At 66.9% G+C, this 21880-nt stretch carries 15 protein-coding genes and 2 pseudogenes; 13 read left to right on the top strand and 4 right to left on the bottom strand.

Going from position 1 to position 21880, the window contains the following annotated elements; all coding sequences use genetic code 11:
• Positions 1-10: 10 nt before the first annotated feature.
• The 3 genes and pseudogenes from tsaB to ACCQ15_RS15465 all read left to right on the top strand — a co-directional run.
• Positions 11-730, top strand: coding sequence for a tRNA (adenosine(37)-N6)-threonylcarbamoyltransferase complex dimerization subunit type 1 TsaB (gene tsaB, locus ACCQ15_RS15475; protein WP_372380751.1), 720 nt, complete (start codon positions 11-13; stop codon positions 728-730).
• Positions 727-1083, top strand: a pseudogene (locus ACCQ15_RS15470) (ADP-ribosylglycohydrolase family protein); the annotation flags it as partial. The gene tsaB and the pseudogene ACCQ15_RS15470, both read left to right, overlap by 4 nt.
• Positions 1084-1353: 270 nt before the next feature.
• A pseudogene (locus ACCQ15_RS15465) lies at positions 1354-1911 on the top strand (ADP-ribosylglycohydrolase family protein); the annotation flags it as partial.
• A gap of 341 nt (positions 1912-2252) precedes the next feature.
• Here ACCQ15_RS15465 and ACCQ15_RS15460 read toward each other — a convergent pair.
• Both ACCQ15_RS15460 and gshB read right to left on the bottom strand, forming a co-directional pair.
• Complete coding sequence (locus ACCQ15_RS15460; protein ID WP_008575185.1) at positions 2253-3128, bottom strand: energy transducer TonB; 876 nt, start codon at positions 3126-3128, stop codon at positions 2253-2255.
• Positions 3125-4075 (bottom strand): glutathione synthase, encoded by a 951-nt coding sequence (gene gshB / locus ACCQ15_RS15455; RefSeq protein ID WP_008575184.1) that lies wholly within the window; start codon positions 4073-4075, stop codon positions 3125-3127. The genes ACCQ15_RS15460 and gshB overlap by 4 nt, the downstream gene beginning before the upstream one ends.
• Positions 4076-4311: 236 nt before the next feature.
• On the opposite strand from gshB, the gene pilG reads away from it, so the two are divergent.
• From pilG to ACCQ15_RS15415, 8 genes are all read left to right on the top strand, one after another.
• Positions 4312-4713, top strand: a complete 402-nt coding sequence (pilG, locus tag ACCQ15_RS15450; RefSeq protein ID WP_005913706.1) for a twitching motility response regulator PilG — start codon at positions 4312-4314, stop codon at positions 4711-4713.
• A 17-nt stretch (positions 4714-4730) separates the two neighbouring features.
• Positions 4731-5093, top strand: coding sequence for a response regulator (locus ACCQ15_RS15445; protein WP_005913708.1), 363 nt, complete (start codon positions 4731-4733; stop codon positions 5091-5093).
• Positions 5093-5623 carry a chemotaxis protein CheW gene (locus ACCQ15_RS15440; protein ID WP_003482487.1) on the top strand — a complete coding sequence of 177 codons (531 nt, stop codon included), beginning with the start codon at positions 5093-5095 and terminating at the stop codon, positions 5621-5623. The genes ACCQ15_RS15445 and ACCQ15_RS15440 overlap by 1 nt, the downstream gene beginning before the upstream one ends.
• Positions 5624-5662: 39 nt before the next feature.
• Positions 5663-7699: a methyl-accepting chemotaxis protein gene (locus ACCQ15_RS15435; RefSeq protein ID WP_008575181.1), complete on the top strand. Its 2037-nt coding sequence runs from the start codon at positions 5663-5665 to the stop codon at positions 7697-7699.
• Positions 7700-7812: 113 nt separating this feature from the next.
• Positions 7813-15030, top strand: coding sequence for a hybrid sensor histidine kinase/response regulator (locus ACCQ15_RS15430; protein WP_372380750.1), 7218 nt, complete (start codon positions 7813-7815; stop codon positions 15028-15030).
• Between the two features lie 7 nt (positions 15031-15037).
• The gene (locus ACCQ15_RS15425; protein ID WP_031423728.1) at positions 15038-16225 is read left to right on the top strand and encodes a chemotaxis protein CheB; all 1188 of its coding nucleotides are present in this window, start codon (positions 15038-15040) and stop codon (positions 16223-16225) included.
• Positions 16226-16258: 33 nt separating this feature from the next.
• The gene (locus ACCQ15_RS15420) at positions 16259-16735 is read left to right on the top strand and encodes a chemotaxis protein CheW (RefSeq protein WP_008575177.1); all 477 of its coding nucleotides are present in this window, start codon (positions 16259-16261) and stop codon (positions 16733-16735) included.
• Positions 16736-16964: 229 nt separating this feature from the next.
• The gene (locus ACCQ15_RS15415; protein ID WP_372380749.1) at positions 16965-17588 is read left to right on the top strand and encodes a GNAT family N-acetyltransferase; all 624 of its coding nucleotides are present in this window, start codon (positions 16965-16967) and stop codon (positions 17586-17588) included.
• Here ACCQ15_RS15415 and ACCQ15_RS15410 read toward each other — a convergent pair.
• A complete protein-coding gene (locus ACCQ15_RS15410; RefSeq protein WP_372380748.1) occupies positions 17556-17714 on the bottom strand; it encodes a hypothetical protein in 159 nt (52 codons plus the stop codon). The genes ACCQ15_RS15415 and ACCQ15_RS15410 overlap by 33 nt on opposite strands.
• A 326-nt stretch (positions 17715-18040) precedes the next feature.
• Between ACCQ15_RS15410 and ACCQ15_RS15405 the strand changes: the two genes are divergently transcribed.
• Both ACCQ15_RS15405 and ACCQ15_RS15400 read left to right on the top strand, forming a co-directional pair.
• A complete protein-coding gene (locus ACCQ15_RS15405) occupies positions 18041-19105 on the top strand; it encodes a glycosylasparaginase (RefSeq protein ID WP_011348236.1) in 1065 nt (354 codons plus the stop codon).
• Positions 19102-19833, top strand: a complete 732-nt coding sequence (locus ACCQ15_RS15400) for a copper homeostasis protein CutC (RefSeq protein WP_372380747.1) — start codon at positions 19102-19104, stop codon at positions 19831-19833. The genes ACCQ15_RS15405 and ACCQ15_RS15400 overlap by 4 nt, the downstream gene beginning before the upstream one ends.
• 101 nt (positions 19834-19934) lie before the next feature.
• Here the strand turns inward: ACCQ15_RS15400 and xopL are convergent, their stop codons facing one another.
• Entirely contained in the window at positions 19935-21647 is a 1713-nt protein-coding gene (gene xopL / locus ACCQ15_RS15395; protein ID WP_372381571.1) for a type III secretion system leucine-rich repeat domain-containing effector XopL, read from the bottom strand.
• Positions 21648-21880 lie beyond the last annotated feature (233 nt).

Here is a 21880-nt window from a genome sequence, read left to right as displayed (position 1 = left end):
GGCTCCCCCAATGAACGTCCTCGCCTTCGAGACATCCACCGAAGCCTGTTCCGTCGCCTTGCAGGTCGACGGGCGCGTGATCGAGCGCTTCGAACTGGCGCCGCGCCGCCACGCCGAACTGGCGCTACCGTGGGCCGAACAATTGCTGGCCGAGGCAGGCATCACCCGTCGCCAGCTCGATGCGATTGCGGTCGGCCGCGGCCCCGGCGCGTTCACCGGCGTGCGTCTGGCGATCGGCATTGCGCAGGGCATCGCGCTGGCGCTGGATCTGCCGGTGCTGGCCGTTTCCACGCTGCAGGTGCTGGCCTTGCGTGCGCCTGCCGAGGCGAGCCAGGTGCTGGCCTGCATCGATGCACGCATGGGCGAGGTCTACGCCGGGGTATTCGCGCGTAACGAGAATGGGTTGCTGGAACTTGCCCCGGAGCGCGTGTGCACGCCCGATGCGGTGGTCATGCCCGAGACGGTGCAGCGCGTGGCTGGGGTGGGAACCGGATTTGCGGCCGCCGACGGACTGCTGCAGCAGCGCCTAGCCGCGCAGCTGAGCAGCGTCGATGCCCGTGCCTTGCCGCATGCCGCCGATCTGCTCACGCTTGCGGTGCCCGCGCTGCAGCGGGGCGAAGGGCTGGCGCCAGAGCGCGTGGAACCGGCGTACCTGCGCGACAACGTTGCACTCACCCTGGTCGAGCAACAGGCCGCCCGCGCAGCGAAGGCGGCCACCGCCGCGCCATGACACACGGCGATCTCGAACGCGCGCGGTTTCGCGGCTGTCTGCTCGGTCTGGCGGTCGGCGATGCGCTGGGCACCACGCTGGAATTCCAGGCGCCCGGCAGCTTCACGCTGATCGACGACATGCACGGCGGTGGTCCGTTCGCCCTGCGTGCAGGGCAGTGGACCGACGACACCTCGATGGCGCTGTGCCTGGCGCACAGCCTGCTGCATCGGCAAGGCTTCGACCCCGCCGACCAGATGAATCGCTATTGCAACTGGTATCAGCACGGCTACCTCAGCAGCACCGGCCACTGTTTCGATATCGGCAACACCGTCCGCCAGGCGCTGGAGCGCTATCTCGATGGCGGCCCCGCCTAGAGCGTGTCATCCACTTTGAGATGAGTGCGAAGCGGCCTGTGGCGCGTTGAAACAAGGCGTGCGCTGCGGCCCAGGCTGGCTGCCTGGGCAAAGCGCGCAACGCAGTATCGGCGCGCCACAGGCCACTTCCCGGAGGGTTGGCCGTCAGCGGCACGGAGCGGGCGCCGCGCGGCTTGCCTTGGCGGCCAGCCAAGCCGGCGCCACGCAACACCCGCTCCGCACCGCTGACGACCAACGCACCTCATCTCAAAGTGGATGACGTGCTCTAGCGGCAGCGCCGATCCGCGCGCGGCCGGCAATGGATCCCTGATGCGGTTGGCGCCGGTGGCGATGTACTACGCGCATCGCCCCGACGAGTTGGGCGATCGTGCCGCCGACAGCTCGCGCACCACCCATGCCGCCGCCGAGGCGCTGGACGCCTGCCGGTTGTTCGCGGCCCAGGTGCGGGCCGCCTTGCTCGGCGCAACGCGCGAGCAGGTGCTGCGCACGTCTTGCGACGGAATGGTCTCCCCGGCGGTGCATGTCCTGGCCGCGCGCGACCATGCAGCGGTGCCGGCAGTGCAGATTCGCGGCACCGGCTACGTGGTCGACGCGCTGTCGGCCGCACTGTGGTGCTTCGCCACCACCGAAACATTCGCCGATGCGGTGTTGCGCGCGGCCAACCTGGGCGACGATGCCGACACCACCGCGGCGATCTGCGGCCAGCTTGCTGGCGCGTTCTACGGTGTCCAGGGCATTCCCGCCGCCTGGCGCGAACGCGTGCAGGATGCAGCCGAGATCATGGCGTTGGCCGACCGGTTGCACGCCGCGGCGCAGGTGGCCTGAGACACTGGCCACCGCGGACCTGCCGCCCCGTCTGCTGCACGCTGCAGATGGCGAACCGGCCATGTCGTCGCGCGGTCCAGGTTTGTGCGCCAGCCGATCGCAGGTCGTCATTGCCGGCTTGCTGTATGTGCGCGCCGCTATGGCGGGTTGGTGTCGCGCAGGCGTACAAGAGGATGACCAGGCTGCGCAGGAGTACCCGCCTGGCGTCCACGCTCAGGCCGCTGGCATCACGGCACGAGGCGCGCGCGCCGCAGCGCCGCTGATCCTGCGCGTCTGTCTTCTTTCAGGCCTGCGCCGCTCGGCTGTGGCGCAGTGCATGGGGCAGTACACGCCTAGGGGGCTCAGCGATCGTCGTGCAGCTCGCCGCCGGGCAGGAACAGCCAGGTGCGCGTGACCTGCAGGATGTCCACGTCGTCCTTGGTCCTGGGCAGTGGCGGAAACGGCTGCGCCAGTTGCACCACGCGCAACGCGGCATCGTCCAGCAACGGAACCCCGCTGGAGACCAGCACGCGGCTGCTTTCCACGCTGCCGTCGCGGCGCACGCCCACGCTGATGACCACCTTGCCGCCCAGCCGGCGGCGGCGCGCGTCGTCCGGGTAGTTCAGGTTGCCCACGCGCTCGGCGCGGTCCACCCAGGCACGCAGATAGTTCGCGTACGCGTATTCGCGGGTACTGGCGGAGACGAACTTGCGGTTCGGGCGCTTGGCGTACTGCTCCGAGCGCAGATGCACTTCGGCGGCGAGCCGGGCCATTTCGGCATCGCGCTGGATGCGCTGCGCCTCGGCCGGGGTGAGCGGGTCGGTCTGTGGATTCGGCTGCGGCGTCGGCACGGCCTGCTCGCCACGGCGGCTGGTCACCACGCGGGTCTGGGTGGGCTCGGGTGCGTTCACGCTGGTGGCGCGTTGCGCCTGTGGCGCCAGCCCGGTGCGGTCCTGCGGCACCACGCCCGGCTGGCTGTCCCGGGGGCGTTGCGCGGTGGCGTGATCGCCGCCGCCCTGCTGGTTGGCCTGGGCCAGGAAGTCGGCCTGCTTGGGCGTCAACGGCGTGCTGGTCTGGCTGAAGATCACATCCAGCGTCGGCACCAACGGTGCGTCCTCGCTGACCGCAAAGCCCACCCCCAGGATCAGCACGCCATGCAGCAGCAGCGAGATCACCAGCGTCATCATCAGCCGGCGACCGTCGTCCATCGGTGCCGGCAGGGCCGCGGCCGTGCTCATTGCGCGGTGCCGGCCTCGATCGCGTCGAACAGCAGCCCGGCGATGTTCAGGCCGAACTGCGCATCCAGCTCGCGCACGCAGGTGGGGCTGGTGACGTTGACCTCGGTCAGGTAATCGCCGATCACGTCCAGGCCGACGAAGCGCATGCCGCGCCGGCGCATTTCCGGACCCACCTGCGCGGCGATCCAGCGGTCGCGTTCGGACAATGGTCGGCCTTCGCCGCGTCCGCCGGCGGCCAGGTTGCCGCGGAATTCGTCGCCCTGCGGAATCCGCGCCAGGCAGTAATCGACCGGCTCGCCGTCCACCAGCAGGATGCGCTTGTCGCCGGCCGTGATGTCGGGGATGAAGCGCTGCGCCAGGGTCAGCTTGCGGTTGCCGTCGGTCAGCGTTTCCAGGATCACGTTGAGGTTGGGGTCGCCGCTGCCGCTACGGAAGATCGAGCGTCCGCCCATGCCGTCCAGCGGCTTGAGTACCGCCTGGCCATGCTCCAGCACGAAGGCCTTGAGCGCGGCGGCATCGCGGCTGACCAGGGTCGGCGGGCAGCATTGCGGAAACAGCAGTGCGGCCAGCTTCTCGTTGTAGTCGCGCAGGCCCTGCGGGTCGTTGACGATCTGCGCGCCGGCGCGCTGCGCCACGCTCAGCACCTGGGTGTCGTAGACGAACTCCGCATCCACCGGCGGGTCCTTGCGCATCAGCACCACCTGGCCGGGCCCGAACGCCCGTTCGGCGAACTCGCCCAGCGTGAACCAGCCGGTCTTGTCCTCGCGCACGCTCAGCGGCGCCACCTGCGCCACCGCGCGCCCTTCGCGCAGGCTGAGCCCGCCGGGGCGCACGTAGTGCAGTCGGTGACCACGGCGCTGGGCTTCCAGCAACATGGCAAACGTAGTGTCTTTGGCGATCTTGATGGAGGCGATGGGATCCATCACCACAACGACGTCGAGCGACATGGGGCTAAACCTTTCGAACAAGCTGCCGATGGTAACTTCAAGCGATGGGCGATGGCGCGCCCGGTGGGTCGTAGTGCGCGACTTGCCGGCCGGGACGCACCCAGACGTGGTCGGAACGTCCGCCTGGCGGGGCCCCGGCAATGCACCCTTGACAGTCGATGCGGGTCTTGGGATATACATGCAGTTTCGTAGCGACGTCGGAAGGGATGAAGCGTCGCGCGCCCGGGGATATTTGCATGAGTGAAAACATTGCTGCGGGTGGGGAACTCGCAGGACTGAAGGTGATGGTGATCGATGATTCGAAAACCATTCGCCGCACCGCCGAAACGCTGCTGAAGCGGGAAGGTTGTGAAGTAGTGACAGCAACGGATGGTTTCGAGGCACTGGCCAAAATTGCGGACCAGCAACCTCAGATCATTTTCGTCGACATCATGATGCCGCGCCTGGATGGGTACCAGACGTGCGCGTTGATCAAGGGCAACCAGCTCTTCAAATCGACGCCGGTGATCATGTTGTCGTCCAAGGACGGCCTGTTCGACAAGGCTCGCGGCCGCATCGTCGGTTCCGAGCAATATCTGACCAAGCCGTTCACCCGTGAAGAACTACTGAGCGCGATCCGCACGTACGTCCACGCCTGACCAGGGGGAAAGGCAACATGGCTCGAATTATATTGATCGAGGACTCGCCCACCGACAGGGCAGTCTTCAGTCAATGGCTGGAAAAAGCAGGCCATACGGTCGTCGCCACCGATAATGCAGAAGAGGGGCTTGAGCTGGTTCGCAGCCAGGCGCCTGATCTTGTGTTGATGGATGTGGTGTTGCCCGGCATGAGCGGCTTCCAGGCAACCCGTGCTCTCGCACGCGACCAGGCAACCAAGGACATTCCCGTGCTGCTGGTCAGCACCAAGGGCATGGAAACCGACAGGGCCTGGGGTCTGCGACAAGGTGCCAGCGACTACATCGTCAAGCCGCCGCGCGAAGACGATCTGATCGCGCGCATCAGACAATTGGTGCGTTGATGCGCTCTCCATTCGACATTCTCGAAGACTACGAGCGTCGTAGTCTGGCGCACGCCACGCCGCTGCCGGAACGCCAGTTCTCGGCCGATATCTGGCGCGGCGTGGGGTATCGCGTCGGGACCCGGCGACTGGTCTCGGACTTCCGCGAAGTTGCGGAAATCGTGCCGATGCCGCCGGTCACTCCAGTGCCGGGCGCACAGCCCTGGCTGCTGGGCGTGGGCAACCTGCGCGGCAATCTGTTCCCGGTGATCGATCTGAAGCAGTTCCTGGAGGGCCGTCGCACGGTGCTGCAGGAAGGCCAACGAGTGCTGATCATGCGTCAGAGCGGCGGCGACGTCGCGCTGACCATCGATGAGCTGTACGGCCAACGCAGCTTCGAGCAGGTCCAGGCGGTGGAACCCGGCGAGCTGGCGCAAGGCCGCTACGCCCATTTCATCGACCGTGCCTTCCGCAACGAGACGCAGGACTGGGGTGTGTTTTCCCTGGCGTTGCTGTCGCGCACTCCTGAATTCCGGCAGGCCGCGGCCTAATCCGCGACCCCGCCACGTCATACAGATCGAGGTCGAACCATGAGTACCGCCCCGGACGCCCGCAAGACCAACAAGCTCGGCAGCGTCAGCACCAGCTTCTGGCTTGGCTTGCTGGTGTTGTCGATGATCGTGTTTGGCGCCAATACCGGCGTCGCGACCTGGCAGGGCAGTCGTCTTGCCGGTGCCGGCACCGGCGCGGCCGACTTGCAGGTGCTCTCGCAGCAGCTGGCCAACCAGGGCCGCGAAGCGGTGTCCGGCGACGCCAAGGCGTTTGCCGCATTCAAGGAAACCAAGGGCCGTATCGACAGCACGGTCAGCGAGCTGGATGGCCGTTACGGCCAGGAAAGCTCGATCGCAAGCTCGATGGCGCAACTCAAGGCGACCTGGGTACCGCTGAGCAAAAACGCCGATCAGGTCATCGCCAGCGAACCGGCGGTGCTCGGTCTGGCCGGCAACGCCGAACGCTTCTCCGGCAGCGTGCCGCAGCTGCAGGCGCAGTTGAACGAAGTGGTGCGCGCGATGACGGTCAGCGGCGCGCCTGCCTCGCAGATCTACAACACGCTGCAGCAGGTGGTGGTCGCCGGCACCATGGCACGCCGGGTCACGGAAATGCGCGCCGGTGGCGCCAATGCGGCCGCCTCGGGCGACGCACTGGCACGCGACTCGGTGGTGTTCACGCAGATGCTGGAAGGCCTGCGCACGGGCAACGAAGAACTCGGCATCGCCGCGGTGCGCAACCCGGCCGCGTTGTCGGCGCTGGAGCAGTCGCAGGCGCAGTGGACGACGATGAAGAAAGACGTCGACGCCATCCTCGCCAGCTCGCGCAACCTGTTCGCCGCACAGTCCTCGGCCGCCGCGCTGACGGCTGGCTCCGGCAAGATGCTCGAAGACAGCAAGAAGCTGTTCGATGCGTTTTCGGCGTTCGGTTCGGTGCGCGACACGCGCCTGTTCCCGAACTTCTGGCTGGGCGTGGTGTCCGGCCTGGTCGCGCTGCTGGCGATCATCGGCTTCGTGTGGAGCTCGGTGCGCGTGCGGACCCGCGAGCAGGACGTGCGCTACCAGTCGCAGGTGGAATTCAACAGCCGCAACCAGCAGGCGATTATGCGATTGCTGGACGAAATCAGCTCGCTCGGTGAGGGCGACCTGACCGTGAAGGCCTCGGTGACCGAGGACATGACCGGCGCCATCGCGGACGCGATCAATTACGCCGTGGACGAACTGCGCCACCTGGTGACCACCATCAACGACACCTCCGCGAAGGTGGCCGTGTCGACCCAGGAAACCCAGGCCACGGCCATGCAACTGGCCGAAGCGGCCGGCCAGCAGGCCAACCAGATCACCACTGCCTCCGAGCGCATCAGCGAAATCGCGGCCAGCATCGAACAGGTGTCGCGCAACTCCACCGAGTCGGCCGAAGTGGCGCAGCGCTCGGTGGTCATCGCCGCCGAGGGTGCCGGCGTGGTGCGCGAGACGATTCAGGGCATGGACCAGATCCGCGACCAGATCCAGGAAACCTCCAAGCGCATCAAGCGACTGGGCGAATCCTCCCAGGAAATCGGCTCGATCGTGGAACTGATCAACGACATTTCCGAGCAGACCAACATCCTGGCGCTCAACGCCGCGGTGCAGGCAGCGTCGGCCGGCGAAGCCGGTCGCGGTTTCGCTGTGGTGGCCGACGAAGTGCAGCGCCTGGCAGAACGCACCTCCAGTGCGACCCGACGCATCGAAGGTCTGGTGCAAACCATTCAGGCCGATACCAACGAAGCGGTCAGTTCGATGGAACAGACCACCTCTGAAGTGGTGTCCGGTGCGCGCCTGGCCGAAGACGCCGGCACCGCGCTGACCGAAATCGAGCGCGTGTCCAACGCCTTGAACAACCTGATCAAGAACATCTCCATCGCTGCGCACCAGCAGTCGGCCGCGGCGACGGATATCACACAGACCATGGGCGTGATCCGTCAGATCACCAGCCAGACATCGCAGGGTGCGGAACAGACGGCCGAATCGATCGGCAACCTGGCTCAGCTCGCTGCCGATCTGCGCCGTTCGGTCGCCGACTTCAAGCTGCCGGCGTGACCACGACGCGGAACGGGAAAGGATCAGCAGATGGCGCGTAGTAGCGTTACGTCGATGCAGGAAGTGACCGGTTGCCGCGCTGGCGGCGAGTCGGTCGTAGTCAGGGGGCTGCAATGAGCGCGCTTCGCGATGCGATGAGTCACGCCGCACTGGGCTGGGTCAAGCCAGAGCTGGACGAGACGTTGCGCCAGGCGCGCAACGAGATCGAGTACTTTGCCGAAGAACCGTCCGACACCAGTCGGATGCGGTTCTGCGCCGGCTACCTGCACCAGGTGCAGGGCACGCTGCGCATGGTCGAGTTGTATGCGCCGGCGATGGTGGCCGAAGAGCTCGAGCTGCTGGCCCAGGCCGTGCAGGCAGGGGAGGTCGCCGACCGCGATGAGGCCTGCGCGATGCTGATGCGCGGCACCGTGCTGCTGCCCGATTACCTGGAGCGCTTGCAGAACGGGCATCGCGACATTCCGATCGTGTTGCTGCCGCTGCTCAATGAAATCCGTGCCACCCGTGGCCAGCCGGTTCTGAGCGAAAGCGTGCTGTTCGCGTTCGACCCGCAGGCCGGTGTTGCCACCGAGGCCGAGCTGGATCATGCGCGCGGCAGTCTGAGCGGACGCAATCGCGAGTTGCTCGACACCGTCGGCAACGCGGTCAAGGAAGAATTGCTGCGCGTGAAAGACGCGCTGGACCTGCATCTGCGCACCGGCGGCGAGATCGCCGAGCTGCAGACCCAGGTCAACGATCTGGGCAGCGTTGCCGACACCCTCGGCATGATGGGCCTGGGCGTGGCGCGCAGCGTCGTCGTGCAGCAGCGCGATGCGTTGGCGCGTGTGGTCGATGGCCAGACCCAGATGGACGAAAGCGTGCTGCTGGATATTGCCGGCGCGCTGCTGTACGTGGATGCCTCGCTGGACGATCAGGTCGCCAGCCTCGGCGCCGACCCGGGCGACGGTACCGAAGTCAGCAACAGTGCCAACTCCTCGGAAGTACGCCGCACGGTCGATGTGCTGGCGCAAGAGGCGATCGCCAACTTCGGTGCGGCGCGCGAACATTTCGTCGCCTTCATCGAAACCAACTGGGACCACGCGCGTCTGGCCGAGGTGCCGCACCTGCTCGGCGAAGTCGGCGGTGCGTTGCGCATTCTCGAGCTGCCGCAGGCCGCCGATTATCTGGAAGGCGTGCGTCGCTACGTCGATCTGGAATTGATCGGCAAGCAGCGCGTGCCCAGCGGACGCCAGCTGGATACCCTGGCCGATGCGATGGCCAGCCTGGAGTACTACCTGGAAGCCCTGCGCGAGCGCCGTCCCGGCCGCGAAGAGATTCTGGATATCACCCGCAACAGCCTGGAAACGTTGCGTTACTGGCCGCTGCCGTCGGGCCAGCCGTCCGATTTGCCGGTCGGCACGGACCAGCCGGGCAGCGCGGCCGAGCCGCAGCCGGTGGCCGCCCCGTCGTTGCAGCACGCCGACACGCCGCAGGCCGCCAACGATGCGTCTTTGCCGTCGCTGGAATGGGCGAACGAAACCGTCGTCGAGACGCCGTTCGCTGCCAGCGTGGTGCACGACACCGGCGCTGCCGCGACCGATACGGTGTTCTCCTTCGACCCGGTCGCCGCCGAAGAAACCGTGTCCGGCCAATCGCATGTGCCGTTCACCGTGGCGCCGCTGGATCTTTCGGACGACGGCGCGCAGGCGCCTGGCGACTGGCATCTGGAAACCACGGAGCAGGCCGCGCCGATCGCCACCTCTGCGTTCGACCCGGTGTCTGCCGAGCAGGATGGCAACGAGGTCGCGCAGGTCAGCTACACGGTGGATCTGAGCGCGCTGGAGCAGGAGCACGCCGCCGAGCCGGTGCCTGCCGAGGACGCGCCGCTGCAGATCGAGCAGATCGACCTGCCGGGCGACGCCGATCAGACCGAAGCGCCGTTGGAGTTCATCGCCGAGAACGCAACGCGTCGCGCGCAGACCAGCATCGAAGACGCCTTCTCGCCGCCGCCGAGTCCGCCGCAGGAATTGGACGACCCGTTCGTCGAGCCGGTGCAGGAGCCGCAGGACGTCCCGTCCGAAGCGGCATCCGGGCCGGTTGCCCCGCGCGTGCAACAGGCAGTGGTCAGCGAATTCGAGCTGGACGACGCCTCCGCTGCGTTTCTGGCCCAGCTCGATGCAGCAGCCGCGCAGTTCGACGTGGAGCGCCCGCAGGCGCCGGCACCGGCCGCCGATGCGCACACCGCGCAGGCAAGCTCTGAACCGGTGTCCAGCGAACGCGCTCAGGAGGCTGCCGATGCCGGCATTTTCGGCGGCTTCGGCGACAGCGATATCGACGACGATATCCGCGACGTGTTCCTGGAAGAATTCGACGAAGAGTTGGTCAACCTGGGGCAGCTGTTGCCGGTGTGGCGCGCCGCGCCCACCAACCCGGAAGCCCTGCGCCCGATCCGCCGCGTCTTCCACACCCTGAAGGGCAGTGGGCGTCTGGTTGGCGCCAGCGTGCTCGGCGAGTTCAGCTGGAAGATCGAGAGCATGCTTAACCGCGTGCTCGATAATTCGCGGCCGGCCAGCCCGGCGGTCGTGTCGATGGTCGAACTGGCTTACGAGGTGTTGCCGCAATTCAACGCCGCGCTGCGCGACCAGGGCCGCATCAGCGCCGATCTGCCTGAAATCCAGGGCATTGCCGAGCGCGTTGCTGCTGGCGAAGAGGTCTATTACGTGCCCGCAGCCGCGGCACCGGTGGCCGACGCCGTGGCGATTCCGGCGGCAGCCGCAGGCGTGTTCGTCGCCAGCGGCGGAACGCCGGCTTCGGTGGACAGCGTGCTGCGCGAGATCCTGGAAGCCGAGGTCGCCACGCATCTGGACACGGTGAACGGGTGGCTGCAGGCCAGCCAGGCCGAGCCGCAGTTGGCGACCGAAGACGTGCTGCGCGCCGTGCACACGATGAGTGGCGCGTTCGCGATGACCGACGTGCCGGAAATCACCTTGGTGACGACGCCGGCCGAAAGCTACGTCAAGCGCTTGCTGGCCGCCTCGGTCACGCCGTCGGCGGAAGGGCTCGAAGCACTCACCGCCACCGCTGCTGCGATTGCCACCACGGTGACCGCGCTGCGTGCCGATGCGCCGTTGATTCCGTCGTTCGCACCGTTGACCGAGCGCTTGCGCACGCTGGTGGACAGCTTGCCGGAAGCGCAGTGGCCGCCGCAGGTGTTCCTGGACGAGCTGGACGATGTCGACGCCCCGAGCGCCACGGTAGACGGCAGCGATGCCTCGATCGAACTGACCGGTGCGCAGGATCTGTCGCAGTACCTGGATGCCGGCGCGCTACCGTCTGACGCCCCCGCATCGGCGCGAGATGCCGAAGACGCGCAGCCGCAGCCGGACGATGCGCCGATTGCCGTGGACGAGCTGGCCGAAGCCGAAGCCGAGCATGAGTCGGCACTCGCACTGGACGCGCCTGCACCGCATGCGGTCGACGATGCCGGTCATGCCGCCGTGCACGAAGATGTCCACGCCTCTGCCGAGTCCGTGCCTGCATCGAGCGACGACGCGCTGGTACCGGTTGGTGATTCCGAGCTTGCCGATGCGCTGCACGACGATGCTGCGCCAGCCGAAGAGGCAGACCGGGCCGCATCGCAGGGCATCGACGCACACGACCTGCCGGCCGACGAGCCGCTGGTTGAAGCCGAGGCCTGGGATGCCACTGAACTGCAGCATGCGCAGACCGCACCGCACGATCACGCTTCCGGCGAGCACGCGGCAGAGGTGCCCAGTGAGGCATCTGCTGAGCGTGTGTCCGGCGAGCACGACGCCGACGCCACCAGCACGCACGCCGACAGCATTGCGGTAGATGAGCTGGCCGATGCGGAAGCTGCCTTGGGCGATGCGCAGACGCTGGCTGCAGCCGATGCCGAGCAGGCAGTGGACGGGCAGGCACAGCAGGCGCCCGCGCACGACGAGCAAGTTGCAGCAGGCGCTGACGAGGCGGTCGAGAGCATCGAAGCGCTGGAGGCAGTGCACGCCGACGCAGCGTTGGCTGATGACGCCAATGCAACGACCGCGGAAGACTGGACCCCGGAAACCGCAGCGCTGGACAGCGTGTCGTCCGATCAGTCTGGCCATGCCGACACGCAGGAATACGCGGGCGAGCAGTCGGTAGACCAGGCGGCGCAGCACGGCGAGGCAGCGTTGCCGCATGCCGGCGAGCCGTATGCGGGCGAACAGCAACCGCTGGAAGAAGCCGCGCAGCTGGGCGAGCATGCAGAGCTGGAAGCGCAACCATCTTCGAATCAGCAGATGGATTCGGGCGACGACGCGCCTGCCGATGCGCAGCCGCACGTCCACGAGCAGGTGCCGTCTGACCAGTACGTCGACGCCGGTGAACAGCTGCAAACGTACGCGCGTCCCGACGAACATGCCAGCGACGCAGAGCACGCGGCCGAACACCTGGACGCCGAAGCCACGCATACCGAAGCGCAGCATTCCGACGCCGAGCATGTGGCTGCCGAGCAGACCGAAGCGGCGCATTCCGACGCCGAGCATGCAGACGCCGACCGAGTTGACGCCGCACAGGCCGATGCCGACGTCCTGCCCGATCACACCGTCGAATCGGTGCAGGCATTCGAAATGGCGCATCCGGCCGATCAGGTGGAAGAGGCCGGCGATCCGCAATCGGATACCGCGCCGGAGCTGCACGACACGCAGGCTGTCACCTCCGACGACGCGGCGCAGGCCGATGAGCAGGCCGCAGGCGATGCGTTTGCCGTGGCCGATCACGCCGATCATGCCGCGCGCGCAGAACAGTTCGAAAGCGCAGGACACGCCGCGCACGCGGAACCAACGCAAGCCAGCGACCACGCCGGTGCCGATCAGCATGCCGACGACTCCGCAGATCAGCACGCAACCGACCGCAGCGCCGACGAGCCGGAAGACACCACCACCGCTGCGTTCAGCGCCCCGGTCGAAGATGCGACGCGTGCCGGTGCGGCCAGCAACGATATCGGCGCGGCATTCGATGCCGGCCCGCTGAACTTCGATCAACTCGACGGCGAACTAGTCGACATCTTCGTCGAAGAAGGGCGCGACCTGCTGGACCATTGCGACGGCCTGATCGCCCGCATGCGCGAAGTGCCGGGAGACCGCGATGTCCTCAATGGACTGCAGCGCGATCTGCACACGCTCAAGGGCGGTGCGCGCATGGCCGGCATCAACGCCATCGGCGATCTGGGGCATGCAATCGAATCGCTGCTCGAAGCCGTGGCGGCCAACCGCACCGACATCGATCGCGACGACGTGCGTCTGTTCGAGCGTGGCTTCGACCGCCTGCATCAGTTGCTGACCCGCACCGGCATGCACCGTGCGGTGACGATGCCGACCGATCTGGTGGAAGCCTTCGAAACCCGTACCCGTGGCCGCAATGCCGCACCGCCTAGCGACGCAGATGTCCGCGCGATCGCCAAGGCGTCGGTGGAACCGGCGCCGCTGTCCGCCCCGGTTCCGGTGGAAGGCCAGGCCGAAGAAGACTTCCTGCCGCGCGTGCAGCAGGAGCAGGTGCGCGTGCGCGCCGACCTGCTCGACCGCCTGGTCAACCACGCCGGCGAAGTGGCGATCTACCGCTCGCGCCTGGAGCAGCAGCTGGGCGCGTTCCGCGGCGCCATGGGCGAACTGGATCGCACCAACGCCCGTCTGCGCGACCAGTTGCGACGTCTGGATCTGGAAACCGAAGCGCAGATCGTGGCGCGTTATCAGCGCGAACAGGACCAGGGCGATCGCACCTTCGATCCGCTGGAACTGGACCGCTTCTCCACCTTGCAGCAGCTCAGCCGTGCGCTGAACGAATCGGCAGCCGACTTGGGCGGCTTGCAGGGTGTGCTGGAAGATCTGTCGCGTCAGTACGACGGCTTGCTGCAACAGCAGTCGCGCGTCAGTTCGGAGCTGCAGGATGGCCTGATGCGCGCGCGCATGGTGCCGTTCGACGGTCTGGTGCCGCGTTTGCGTCGTGTGGTGCGTCAGGCAGCCAGCGACACCGGCAAGCAGGTGCACCTGGTGCTGGAAGGCACCCAGGGCGAACTGGATCGCAACGTGCTCGATCGCATGGTCGCGCCGCTGGAACACATGCTGCGCAACTCGGTGGCGCACGGGCTGGAAACGCCCGAGCAACGCCGCGACGCAGGCAAGCCGGAAGAAGGCAGCATTGCGATCCGTCTGCGCCGCGAAGGCTCGGAAATCGTGCTGGAAGTGGCCGACGACGGCGCCGGGCTGGACCGCGAGGCGATCCGTCGCCGCGGCGAGGAGCGCGGCCTGATCGAACCGGGCCAGGAGCTGAGCGAGGCCGAACTCGATAACCTGATTTTCGCTTCCGGCTTCAGCACCTCCGAGCAGGTCAGCCAGTTGGCCGGCCGTGGCGTGGGCATGGACGTGGTGCGCAACGAAGTGCGTCAGCTCGGCGGCTCGGTGGATATCCACTCGGTACGCGGGCAGGGCGCCACCTTCACCTTGCGTCTGCCGCAAACGCTTGCGGTCACCCAGGCGGTGTTCGTGCGCATCGGCGAAACGACGTTCGCGGTGCCGGTGGGCTCGGTCAGCGGTATCGGCCGCATCTCGCGCACCCGTTACGAGTCGGGCGAGGGCGGGTATCACTACGCCGGCGAAGAGTACGTGCTGCACGACCTCGGCTCGTTGGTCGGCCAGGCCGCCGCGCGTGCCGATGGCCAGGCGCAGGTGCCGTTGCTGTTGGTGCGGGCGGGCGACCTGCGTGCCGCAGTGGCTATCGATCAGGTGCTGGGCAATCGCGAAGTCGTGGTCAAGCCGGTGGGCCTGCAGATCGCCTCGGTGCCGGGCATCTACGGCGCCACCATCACCGGCGATGGCCGCGTGGTGGTGATCCTGGACGTCGCCCCGCTGGTGCGTCGTTTCCTGGCCCAGCCGGCGCGGCCGTCGCTGGAAACACAGGCCGAAGCACAGCGCCAGGTGCCTTTGGTGATGGTAGTCGACGATTCGCTGACCATGCGCAAGGTCACCAGCCGTGTGCTGGAACGCCACAACCTGGACGTCACGACCGCACGCGACGGTGTCGAGGCGCTGGAACTGCTCGAAGAGCGCGTGCCCGACCTGATGCTGCTGGATATCGAAATGCCGCGCATGGACGGCTACGAGCTGGCCACCGCGATGCGGGCCGACCCGCGCTTCAAGGCGGTGCCGATCGTGATGATCACCTCGCGCAGTGGCGAGAAGCATCGCCAGCGCGCCTTCGAGATCGGCGTGCAGCGTTACCTGGGCAAGCCTTACCAAGAGTTGGATCTGATGCGAAACGTGTATGACCTGCTGGGGATCGCCCGTGTCCGAGACTAATGGCGCAATGGGAACTCCGGTTGCTTTGCTGGGTCGTCCCGGTCAGGCGCGCGAGCGCCTGCGCGAGGCGCTTGGCCTGGCCGGCGCGCAGGTGGTGCTGGAAGACGAGCCAGCGGCGGTCGACGTGCAGATGCTGCGCGACGCCGAGCCGGTGGCCGTGCTGGTCGCACTCGAACCGTCGATCGAAGACGCGCTCGAAGCGCTGGAGCCGGCCTTCAACATGCCCGGCGTCACCGTGATCTTCGACGAGGCCGAACTGACGGTGCGCCGCGAGGGCTGGGAAGCGCAGCGCTGGGTGCGCCATCTGGCCGCCAAGCTACACGGCCACGCCGACGTGCTGCCGCCGGGCACCGAAAGCGAGCCCTCGCTGCAGCCCGAGCCCGGCCTGACGCTGGCACCGCAGCAGCATTCGGACCTGCAACTGGATCAACACCTGGAAGCGGCCGCGCACGCGTTCGACAGCGTGCCCGGCGATGCCTTGTTCGCGCATGCCTCCATGCAGGAGGCGGCACCGGCCGCTGTGGAAAAGCCGGGGCTGGCGCTGGGCGATTCCAGCACCTGGGGCCTGGTGGACGAGGTGGCCGTGGTGGTGCGCCCGCGCGCCGAACCCGATGTGGCGGCCCTGTCCACCGGCGGCTTGTCGCTGGTGGATCTGGAGCACAGCGGCAGCGTCACCGGCGCTGTGCTGGTCGTCGCTGGCATCGGTGGGCCGGATGCGATCCGTCGCCTGCTGGCCGCCCTGCCGCCGGAATTCCCGCGTGCGGTGCTGGTGCGCATGACCCTGGATGGCGGCCAGTACGGCAACCTGGTGCGGCAGATGGGGCGCGTGTCTGCGTTGCCGGTCGAACTGGGTGAAGCGGGGCAGGTGGTCGCACCAGGCAAGGTGTATGTGCTCTCCGACGAGGTCGGCGTGCAACAGCATGCCGGCGCGCTGGCGTTCGTGGCACCGGCCGATCCGGCCGGGCTGATCGGCGCGCTGCCGCCGGCCGACAGTGCGGTGCTGATGCTCAGCGGTGCCAACGAGGCGCTGGTGGAGGCATCGCTGGCATTGGCCGAGCAAGGCGGCTGGTTGGCCGGGCAATCCACCGACGGCTGTTACGACCCGGCCGCCGCCGCGCGTCTGGCGCGGCAAGGCATTCTGACCGGCGACCCTGCGCAGTTGGCGCAGGCGCTGGCGCAGCGTTGGCCGGCATAAGCCGGGCGCTCCCATTCGAATCGGAATCATGCGATGAGCTACGCCAATAACGACGAAATCCGCGGCGTCCTGATCCAGGCCGGTAGCGAGCGCGTGCTGCTGCCGAACGCAACGGTGGCCGAGGTGATGTCGCGGGTGGCGGTCGAGCCGCTGCCCGACATGCCGCGCTGGGTGGTCGGGCGCATCGACTGGTACGGCTGGAAGGTGCCGCTGCTGTCGTTCGCGCGCCTCAGCGGCATGGGCGATGAACCCACCGCGGTCAACAACAAGGTCATCGTGTTGAAGGCGCTGGGTGGCAACCCGGCATTGCCGTATTTCGCGCTGCTGACCGCCTCGTTCCCGCAGCTGATTTCGGTGCCGCGCGATGGCCTGCTGGCCGATGCCTCGGAAGATGCGCTGCCCGACGGTGTGCACATGCGCGTGCTGCTGGGCGAGCAAAGCGCGCTGTTGCCGAACCTGGACGCCATCGAAGCGCAGGTCGGCCAGGCGCTTGCGGTCGCTGCCGCCTGAGAGCGGGAGGCCGCCTGCTGCGCTTGCCGTCAGGCGGGTGCAGTGGCCCCGTGCAGCGTGCTGCCGCGCACTGAGCGATGCACAGGGAGGATGTTGCTGACTGTCGGGCGTTCCATCTCACGCACTGGATGACGCCCTGCTTTGGAGACGGCTTGCGGAGCATGATCGGTATGCATCAGCCGGATGCACCTGGCAGCAAGATGACACGCGTGGTTGAGGCGTGGCTGCCATGAGTCCTCCGCTGTTTGCGCCGATCCGCCGCGCCGACGGCGTGGTGCTGTGCGATCTGGCCGTGGTCGATCCGGCTGCAATGGCCGACTACCACACGCGCAACCGCGCTCATCTGGCCGATGCGATGCCACTGCGGCCGCCCGCGTTCTACACCGTCGAAGGCTGGCGCCGCCTGTGCATGGCATACCGCGGCGCGATCCCTGGCGAGCGCGAGTTGCAACTGGTCTTGTTGCAGGGCGAGCAGGTGATCTGCACCACCGGGTTCACGCAGATCCAGCGCGGCGCCTTCCAGGCGTGCCACATGGGCTATGGCCTGGACGCGGCGCAGCAGGGACGGGGTTTGATCCAGTGGGCAGCCACGCAAGGGATCGCTTTTGCCTTCGGCCAGCTCGGCCTGCACCGGGTGATGGCGCAATACGTTCCGGAGAATCTGCGCAGTGCGCGCGTGCTGCGGCGGCTGGGTTTTCAGATCGAAGGCTATGCGCGGCGCTATCTGCAGTTGAATGGCCACTGGCGCGATCATGTGCTCACCAGCAGATTGCGCGACGACGGCACGCCTGGTGAAGGCGCGGTGGATGATGAGCCGGGTTCAGGGCGCAGCGCCCGAGAGCTCAAGCCGTAATTCATCGGCGGCTAGCGTGCTGTCTTGCGCAAGCTCGATCTGCGTTGGCCGGCCACGTTGTTTGAATTGCTTGCGCAACTGCGCCGCCCAGGTCTGCACGGCCGATGCACTCGGCGTGGCAGCCATGATGCGGATCGTTATCTCGCTCCGACGGAGCTGGCGCGAAGCGCGGATGCTGGGCGACGAAGGGGAAGGCCCAGGCTGGCTCGTCCGTTGGTCCAGCCCCGAGCCAAGCGTGGCTGCGCACCACATCGTCCGTCGCTTGCCGCCAGCCACATCCATGCATCGGATGCGCAGCGGCCGAGACAGGGTTAGCGCAGCCAAGCAAGGGTTGTGCACGGATCCGCATGCGACAACACCGCAAGAAGGTTTATCCGCACGTCATGCTGTCGCATGATGGAAGGCTGGTACCGCACTGCGCGGCCGCCCGTTTCCGTCATGGAGTCATCCGCATGCTTCAACGTCGTCACTTCCTCAAGAGCGCCACGCTGGGCGCGATTGCGTCCGGGTTGGCCGGCTGGGGCGCCCGCGCGCAAGCCGCGGCAGGCGCCACGCCGGGCGCGCGGCCGACGGCGCTGCCGCGTGGAGCGGCGCGGGTGATTTCCACCTGGGATTTTGGCGTTGCCGCCAATCAGGAAGCCTGGAAGATTCTCAGCAGCGGCGGTCTTGCGCTGGATGCGGTGGAGGCCGGCGTGCGAGTGCCGGAAGCGGACCCGAGCAATCCCACCGTCGGCCTGGGCGGTTATCCGGACCGCGATGGCCGGGTCACCCTGGACGCCTGCATCATGGACCACCTGGGCAATTGCGGCGCGGTGGCATCGCTGGAAGACGTGGTGCACGCCATTTCGGTGGCGCGTGCGGTGATGGAGAAAACGCCGCACGTGATGTTGGTAGGCGATGGTGCGCGTCAATTCGCCTTCGAACAGGGGTTTCCGAAAACCAAGCTGTTGACCCCAAGCTCCGAAGCGGCCTGGAAAGAGTGGTTGAAGACTTCCAAGTATTCGCCAGAAGCCAATGTCGAAAATCGTGCCTGGCGCGATGCCAAGTTGCCCGGCGGCAAGGACAATCACGACACCATCGGCATGCTGGCGCTGGATACGCACGGCAACCTATCCGGTGCATGCACCACCAGCGGCATGGCGTGGAAAATGCACGGCCGCGTGGGCGACAGCCCGATCATTGGTGCGGGCCTGTACGTGGACAACGAAGTGGGCGGTGCGACCTCGACTGGTGTGGGCGAGGAGGTGATCCGCAACGTCGGCAGTTTTGCGGTGGTGGAAATGATGCGGCAGGGCAAGTCGCCGGCCGATGCCTGCCGCGAGGTGGTGATGCGGCTGATCCGTCGCAAGCCGGAGCTGACGCGCACATTGCAGGTCGGCTTTCTGGCAATGAACAAGCGCGGCGAAGTGGGTGCGTTCGCGATCCAGAAGGGCTTCAGTTACGCGGTGTGCGACGCGCAGCGGCAGGATCTGCTGGTGCCTGGGCAGAGCCATTACACCAGCGAGCCGGCGGCATGAGCGCGTTAGGGTTGGAGGTGGCTGCCGATTCGGTGGCCTCGGCATTTGCCGCGCAAGCAGGCGGTGCAATGCGCGTGGAGCTGTGCGGCGGGCTGGATGGCGGTGGGCTGACACCATCGTTCGGCACGTTGGCGGTGGTGCGCGAGCGTTTGCGGATTCCGTTGTATGTGCTGATTCGTCCGCGCGTGGGCGACTTCGTGTTCGACGCCGCAGAAGTCGAGGTGATGCGCCGCGATGTGGAGCAGTGCGTGCGGCTTGGTTGCGATGGCGTGGTCCTTGGCGCGCTGGACCGGCATGGGCAGGTCGATCTGGCGACAATGCGCGTGTTGATGCAGGCAGCAGGGCCGTTGGGGGTGACGTTTCATCGTGCGATCGATGTCAGTGCCGATCCGTCGCGTGTGCTGGAGGATGCGATCGCGCTGGGGTGCGAGCGGGTGCTGACCTCGGGTGCACGTGCGAGTGCGCTGGAGGGAATCGACACCATTGCCGCGTTGGTGCGGCAGGCAGCCGGGCGCATCGGCATCATGCCCGGTGCCGGGCTTTCCGAGCACAACATCCGCACCCTGCGGCAGCACACCGGCGCCCACGAATTCCATGCGTCGGCGCGTGGCGTGATCGCCGCCCAGGTGCCGTCGCCGCACCCGTATATCCGCGATCTGGGCGGCGACTACCAACGGACCGATACCGCGCGGGTACAACGGATGGTAGACGCGTTGCAACAGGCGTGAAACGCGCGCAACGCCCCGTTCGCCAGGGAGGCGCTGCCCGCGTTGCGCAGGCACGCTGAGGGCGATGCTCGATGGGCTGCTGCGCCTGTCGCGTTGGCTCTCTACTGATGGCCTGAAGGTTCCGGGCTTGTCTGCTGTTCGCTATCAGAGTCGTCGCTGACCTGCTCGGGAATGTGCACAGCGAGCTCGGGAAAGCGCGCGCGGTCTTGCGGGTGTGCGTGGACGATCAGCTCACGGGTCTTCCACATCTGCACTGCCTTGGCCAATGTCGCTACGTCGAGCGGGCTTCCTTCGTGATAAACGAACTGCCCGAGATGATCGACGATGCCCAGGTGTGCGCTCTTCTGCGCCTTCCAGTTGCTGACGTTCGTGTAGTGGCGGGCGAGGCCTTCCTCGCTCGGGTCTTCGATTCTGGGGGATGGGCCTGCCATGTCGCTTACCCGTTGCAGGAACTCAAGATCCCTGCTTTCTGCCAGCATGTCCCGCAATGCCGGAACTTGGCCGAAGGTGGTGACATCGGTAGGGCGTTTTCCTGGGAGATAGGATGGAGCACCTTCCAGAAAGGGATTTCTTTCTTCATCGATGACCGTGCTCAGCATGGCCTGTGCGGTGTCTTCGATGCGTTCGAGCGCAGCGGTACGAAGCAGTTCGCTGGCGGTCGCCGAAGAGGATGGCCCGGCGCGGTCGCCGGCAGCAGAGGGCGAAAGAGCCGGGGTGGTCGGTCCGGTCCGCCCTGGTTCGGCGGGGCGCGCAACTGGACGATGCTGGTCGAGCTGCGCTTGGAGATGCGGCGGCACCAGGATGATGCAATTGGCAGGTAATTGGGCGATCAACGAGGGCAGTCTGGAAAGGTTGACGCAACCTCGCAGATCGAGTTTTTCCAGCTGCGTCAGGCGGTGAATGTCCAGTGGCAGCGTGAGCAGGTTGCTGCAGTCTTTCAGAATCAGTCGCTTCAGTGGCGCACGGCCGCCGAAAATCGGCGGATAGTTGCGCAGCGCGGTACAGCCCCGCAAATCAAGCTCCTCCAACTTTGGCAGGTGATGGATGGCCGGGCCAAGGGCGGACAGCGGGCAGTTGCGTATCTTCAGGCTTTTCAGATTTTGCAGGTTGGCGATGGACGCCGGAAGCGATCTGATCCCGGTCCATTCCAGCCGTAGGCTCTGCAGGTTGACCAAGCCCTGGTGCTCGCCGGATGCATCGGTGCTTGCCAGGGGTTCGGGAAGTTCCGTCAATTCCGGGCAGGCGCGGATGGAGAGCTCGCGTAATCGGTTGAGGCTTGCGATGGATGCCGGTAGCGCGCGAAGCGGATTGCGTGCGAGCGTGAGTGTTTCCAGGCCCGCAAATTGCTGCATGGCGTCCGGGAGCTCCATCAACCCTGCCGCGTCGATCGTCATGTGCTGCAGATGCGAAAGACGGAATGCCTGGTCGGGAAATTGCGGCAGCGGAACTGAGCGCAGCTCCAGCGCGACCCGACCCGGTTGGGTTGCGTCCTCCAGCAGGTCGGCTGTCGCCTTCAGCGCCCGGCCTGTGCGTGTCTCGATCTGCGGGTTGTTGCTGTTGGCCTGGCGCCATGCGCTGTGCCAGCGATTGCGATCTGCGTTGTAGTGGCGTTGCCATTGCGACAGCACGTCGCGGTACGGGCGAAGCGCTGTGGAGCGCCGTAAGGGTGACGCGCCCTCGGTTGGTGGCATACGGGGGCGCACCGGCCGCAAGTGTTGCGAGTCGGTGGTGACGGAGTGGAAGCGAGCGCGTTCTATGTCGCTGAGCTGTGGCAACTGAGGCGTCCGCAAAGGATGTAAAGCCGCCTCGTTCATCCGCGCGGCGCTGCCGGATCCGCCGTAGGGAAGCGGGCGGGCGGAGGTGGTTGGCCGGCGAGAGGTCTCGGCAGCGGCAGGCATTGCTGGCGGTCGCCCGGACCGGTCGCCAGGCACATATCTGGTCAGGCCGCCGAGCATGCCGGTAGGGCGCTCGGGCGCGGGGTGTGCGGGTGGGGCAGTGCGCGCGGGCGCATCCGCATCGGACGTAGTCTGCTCCCGCAGTCCGAAAG

It is taken from the genome of Xanthomonas sp. NCPPB 1754 (assembly GCF_041475725.2).
Lineage (GTDB): Bacteria > Pseudomonadota > Gammaproteobacteria > Xanthomonadales > Xanthomonadaceae > Xanthomonas > Xanthomonas euvesicatoria.
Note: the sequence above shows the minus strand (reverse complement) of the source record. Positions and strands in the feature narration are given on the sequence as shown.

Excerpts from the sequence above, each read along its gene's own strand:
- pilG (WP_005913706.1), top strand. The coding sequence starts at position 4,312 with ATGAGTGAAAACATTGCTGCGGGTGGGGAACTCGCAGGACTGAAGGTG.
- ACCQ15_RS15425 (WP_031423728.1), top strand. The coding sequence starts at position 15,038 with ATGGGAACTCCGGTTGCTTTGCTGGGTCGTCCCGGTCAGGCGCGCGAG.
- ACCQ15_RS15460 (WP_008575185.1), bottom strand. The coding sequence starts at position 3,128 with ATGAGCACGGCCGCGGCCCTGCCGGCACCGATGGACGACGGTCGCCGG.
- ACCQ15_RS15405 (WP_011348236.1), top strand. The coding sequence starts at position 18,041 with ATGCTTCAACGTCGTCACTTCCTCAAGAGCGCCACGCTGGGCGCGATT.
- ACCQ15_RS15420 (WP_008575177.1), top strand. The coding sequence starts at position 16,259 with ATGAGCTACGCCAATAACGACGAAATCCGCGGCGTCCTGATCCAGGCC.
- ACCQ15_RS15435 (WP_008575181.1), top strand. The coding sequence starts at position 5,663 with ATGAGTACCGCCCCGGACGCCCGCAAGACCAACAAGCTCGGCAGCGTC.
- ACCQ15_RS15410 (WP_372380748.1), bottom strand. The coding sequence starts at position 17,714 with ATGGCTGCCACGCCGAGTGCATCGGCCGTGCAGACCTGGGCGGCGCAG.
- ACCQ15_RS15400 (WP_372380747.1), top strand. The coding sequence starts at position 19,102 with ATGAGCGCGTTAGGGTTGGAGGTGGCTGCCGATTCGGTGGCCTCGGCA.
- ACCQ15_RS15415 (WP_372380749.1), top strand. The coding sequence starts at position 16,965 with ATGAGTCCTCCGCTGTTTGCGCCGATCCGCCGCGCCGACGGCGTGGTG.
- ACCQ15_RS15445 (WP_005913708.1), top strand. The coding sequence starts at position 4,731 with ATGGCTCGAATTATATTGATCGAGGACTCGCCCACCGACAGGGCAGTC.
- tsaB (WP_372380751.1), top strand. The coding sequence starts at position 11 with ATGAACGTCCTCGCCTTCGAGACATCCACCGAAGCCTGTTCCGTCGCC.
- gshB (WP_008575184.1), bottom strand. The coding sequence starts at position 4,075 with ATGTCGCTCGACGTCGTTGTGGTGATGGATCCCATCGCCTCCATCAAG.
- ACCQ15_RS15440 (WP_003482487.1), top strand. The coding sequence starts at position 5,093 with ATGCGCTCTCCATTCGACATTCTCGAAGACTACGAGCGTCGTAGTCTG.
- xopL (WP_372381571.1), bottom strand. The coding sequence starts at position 21,647 with ATGAACGAGGCGGCTTTACATCCTTTGCGGACGCCTCAGTTGCCACAG.
- ACCQ15_RS15430 (WP_372380750.1), top strand. The coding sequence starts at position 7,813 with ATGAGCGCGCTTCGCGATGCGATGAGTCACGCCGCACTGGGCTGGGTC.